The 4,220-nt window shown below is 36.0% G+C and carries 3 protein-coding genes; 2 read left to right on the forward strand and 1 reads right to left on the reverse strand.

The features are described 5' to 3' along the window. Nucleotides 1–332: 332 nt before the first annotated feature. Nucleotides 333–1,559: a bifunctional 2-C-methyl-D-erythritol 4-phosphate cytidylyltransferase/2-C-methyl-D-erythritol 2,4-cyclodiphosphate synthase gene (locus DM84_RS05130; protein WP_250778853.1), complete on the forward strand. Its 1,227-nt coding sequence runs from the start codon at nt 333–335 to the stop codon at nt 1,557–1,559. A 106-nt stretch (nt 1,560–1,665) separates the two neighbouring features. Then, nucleotides 1,666–2,181, forward strand: coding sequence for a gamma carbonic anhydrase family protein (locus DM84_RS05135; RefSeq protein ID WP_250778854.1), 516 nt, complete (start codon nt 1,666–1,668; stop codon nt 2,179–2,181). A 77-nt stretch (nt 2,182–2,258) separates the two neighbouring features. On the opposite strand, the gene DM84_RS05140 is transcribed toward DM84_RS05135, so the two are convergent. After that, nucleotides 2,259–4,163 carry a coiled-coil domain-containing protein gene (locus DM84_RS05140; protein WP_250778855.1) on the reverse strand — a complete coding sequence of 635 codons (1,905 nt, stop codon included), beginning with the start codon at nt 4,161–4,163 and terminating at the stop codon, nt 2,259–2,261. Between the last annotated feature and the right edge of the window lie 57 nt (nt 4,164–4,220).

Genomic DNA, 4,220 nt, shown 5'->3' on the forward strand with positions numbered 1-4,220 from the left:
TATAGCGCCAATTTAAAGTATTATAGAGTCAAAACTCGCCACTCGGGGTTTCTTTTGCTTTTTTTCTCGTTTGGTAAATTTCTTAAGTATTTATTATTAAAGTAGTATCCTGGATTCCAGTGTCGGAGCACTGGGATGACACCCCCTTTGTCATCCTAGTGCCTGACACTAGCTTTTTTCACTTAGATTCCAGCATCACGCGCTGGAATGACAGAAGGGGCCACTTTCATGGTACCGTCATAGAGTGAAATGAGATCCCAGATGCTGTCTTTTAAACTTTATCAATCTTTTTGAAACTTCAAATAACCTGCTATTATACATTTAAGCTGAAAATGATAAACGTGTACACTAACAGATCTAAACAATATAAAATAGCAGCGTTAATAGTTGCAGCAGGAATAGGCAGTAGATGTAGTGACGCGATTTCTAAGCAGTACATAAAACTGGTAGACAAACCTGTTTTATTTCACACAATCAAAAAACTTTTGACCAATCAATACATAGATTATGTAAGAGTGGTAATTAATAAAGATCATGAAGGGTTCTATGAGCCAGTGTCAGCTACTTGGATGACAGAAGACGCAGATGCTAAATTGCTAAGTCCAATATACGGAGGAAAAAGTAGGCAAAATTCAGTTAAGTTGGGACTTGAAAGCTTACAAAAAATTAACCCAGATTTTGTTGTTATACATGATGCTTGTAGGCCCTTCGTATCAAATGCTCTGATAGATAACCTAGCTCAGTCTATGATTGATGGTCAACATGCAGGAGTAGTGCCAGCAATAGAAGTCGAAGACACCATATCATTGAAAAATGATAATTTCATCAAATCCACGATTTCAAGAGAAAAACTCAGAGCTATACAAACTCCTCAAATTTTCAATTTCAAAGAATTATTGTCATGCCACCAATCAACCAAAGAATTCACTGATGATTCATCGCTAATGGTAGAGCACAAAAAACATGTTGCGATTATTAAAGGTGAGAAAAGCAATTTTAAGTTAACTACGAAAGAGGATATTAATATGGCAAAGCTTCTTCTTGGAGAACCAAAATATCGTATTGGCACTGGTTATGACATACACAAGTTCGTTAAAGCTCAAAGTAAGGCTGAAAACTTTATAAAAATTTGCGGTATAGAAGTTGAGCACAACATGGCAATAGAAGCACATTCCGATGGTGATGTTGTAATACATGCAGTTGTTGACGCAATACTGGGAGCACTGGGATGTGGCGACATAGGAGAGCATTTCCCCCCTAGTTCCGCTGAGTGGAAAGATTGTGATTCGTCTTACTTCCTGAGCTTTGCTACTACAAAAGTAAAAGAAAAAGGATACCGTATATCTAATTTAGATATTACTATAGTTTGTGAGAAGCCTAAAATATCGCCTTATAAAGCAGAAATGAAGAAATCTATATCAAAGATATTAGAGATTGATAGCGAATTTGTAAATATCAAAGCAACCACTGCAGAAAAGTTAGGTTCTGTTGGCAGAAATGAAGGAATAGCAGCACATGCCTCTGTATTACTATACAAGCGTTGCGCGCTGGGACCATAAAGTGAAATGAGATGTATGCCCATATGCTCCGACCCAAGAAAAATATTTATTGTTTAGTGAAAAAATCTTACTTAAGTTATATAAAGCATAGAATCATAGACTTAATATGTACCACATTCTAAAATACAAAGATTATGAACCAAAAATAGACGAGAGTGCCTTCATCGCAAGTGGTTCGCATATCATAGGTAAGGTTGAAGTAGGAAGAGATACGAGCATTTGGTTTAATTGCGTAATCAGAGGAGATGTTGGATCAATCAAAATAGGTGACGAAACAAACATTCAAGATGGCACGGTAATTCATGTGGATAGAAACCCAGATGGTGACACAATTATTGGCAGTATGGTAACGGTGGGACATTTTTGTACGCTGCACGCATGCACAGTGCATGACAAAGCATTTATAGGCATGAGCTCTACCATAATGGACCATGCAATTGTGGAATCTGAAGCTATGGTAGCTGCAGGCTCGCTAGTGACATATGGAAAAGTGATTAAAAGTGGAGAAATATGGGCTGGCAGACCAGCAAAATTCTTCAAAAAGATGTTAAGTGAAGAAATTAATCATATTACACAATCAGCACAAAATTATGTTATGTTGATGAGGGAGTATAAAAACTAAAAGCATACTTACGCTATTCAACCTCATTGGGAGTGACGCTGAGATATCCCCAATTGGCAGAGATTACGACAACTAGATCAAGCTTTATGCGATTTTTCTGGACCCTTAGCATGAGTTAGGCTTGGATCTGATATTTCTGTTCTAACATATTTGCCTTTTTTATCATATAAATCACGGAAATCGTCCTTTTTCACATCAGTTTGGATTTCCATTTCTTTAGTTTCTTTTTGACTTACTGAAGACATTTCTTGTAGCTTTTGTTCTAGTTGTTTATTGTCCTCTTGCAATTGCTCTAAACTCTCTTTTGTAGATTTGAATTCCTCTCGTATATCTGTTAACATACCTTCCTTCTCCTCAAGCTGTTGTTTAAGTCTCTCTATTTCCATTTGGAACTTTTCTTTTAATTCTTCTTTTTCTTTTTTCTCATTTACCTCCTCTATTTCATCTGCAAGAGACTTTCCACTAGGTTGTTGAATTGCCTTCTCTAAATTTTCTTTTTGTAGTTGGTTAAATTCTTTAGCCAATTCTTTGTGCTGCAATTGCTCTTCATCCAATCGATCTCTTACATCAGCTAATTCCTTCTCTTTCTCTGCTAACTGTTTTTCATAATTGTCTTTTGAATCTTTCACGATTTTCTCCATATCACTCCTCAGCTTTGTATTTTCCTTTTGTAGCGCTCTGAATTCAACTTTAATTTGCTTCAATTTTTCCTGTAGTTCTTCGTTGATTTTGCCTGTTGGTTGGATTTCACTTTCTTTATCTTTTAATTGAGATTTTAGATCTGCTATCTTGCTATCCTTATCTTTCAATTCTTGCTCTAATTCACCTACTGTCTGGCTCAATTGTTCAATTACTTGATTCTTTTCAGCTGATTCCTTCTCACTTTTCTCAAATTTAGTTCTAAACTCTTTAACTTTTTCCTCCAGAGCTTGCTTTTCTTCGGTTAATTCCTTTTCTCTTTTATCACTTTCTTCTGCTATCTCTTGATTGAGCTTTTTTAACTCCGCATTTTCTTTCCTAAGGCACTCGTTTTCTTTCTCTAATTCTTTTACTCTATTCTTTAATCTCTTTACTTTATTCTTTAATTCATTTTCTTCTTGTTCATATTCTTCTTCGTCCTCAAAAGAGAAAGAGCTTCTCCGTGAAGAAGGTATAGACGGGTTTTCAAGAGAAGAATACCCACCGCTATCTAGCGTAGGCAACTGCGGTGACGCAGGTGGATTTCGTATAAATGTTTTCTCTTCCTGCATTGGCTGATTGCCTACATTCTTGTCCATCACGCTAGTAAAAGCTTGATATAGAGTTTTTCCATTGATAAAAACTTCTTTATTTTGCTCAACTAACTTTAATATTTTACCTTCCTCTTCCTCTGATAATGAACTTGTGAACTTTAAATCACCAAATTTCGGCTCGCCAATCACTTTCAGTATACCACCGAGACCCACTTCTACAGTCATGCTACAACTTATACTATTACCTTCAGAATCCTTAGCTTGCCAGTTGATAATCATCTCACATGAGCCAGAGCCAGTAAAATTATAATGCCTCTCATTACCATTTTTCTTGCTTGCGGTTATTTGGTTGTCTTCTCCGAGGGATATGTGATAGACCTTACCCTCACTGCTAGCCCTTAAGATATCACTGATTTTTATTGGTTCTTCTTTGTTTTCAAACCTAATGTTGAAGTCATTATCTTTTGTTGAATACGCTAAGAAACTTTGATTTGGTAGAAACAACTTAAGTTCCTCATGTATTGCGTTTATTGACTGCTCGAACCGTTGGAAATCTGCTTCCCACTTTGAGTTTATCTGTTTCCTAACCTCCTCATCTTTGCGTAAAGGACCAATAAGGTACCAGATTAATTTTTCTTTTTCTAGTTGCTCTATAGCTTCCTGAAGATTTTTGCTGTCTTTAATAGTCTTCAGTACACTATTTCTTACTGTTTCATCTACATTTAAACTCTGATTATTTATAAATATCATATGCGTCAAGTTAAGAGATTGTGAGCAAATTTAGAGAAGTTAAGGTTGATACCCTAG

The organism is Wolbachia pipientis, assembly GCF_023661085.1.
In the GTDB taxonomy this organism is placed as follows: domain Bacteria; phylum Pseudomonadota; class Alphaproteobacteria; order Rickettsiales; family Anaplasmataceae; genus Wolbachia.

Excerpts from the sequence above, each read along its gene's own strand:
- DM84_RS05140 (WP_250778855.1), bottom strand. The coding sequence starts at position 4,163 with ATGATATTTATAAATAATCAGAGTTTAAATGTAGATGAAACAGTAAGA.
- DM84_RS05135 (WP_250778854.1), top strand. The coding sequence starts at position 1,666 with ATGTACCACATTCTAAAATACAAAGATTATGAACCAAAAATAGACGAG.
- DM84_RS05130 (WP_250778853.1), top strand. The coding sequence starts at position 333 with ATGATAAACGTGTACACTAACAGATCTAAACAATATAAAATAGCAGCG.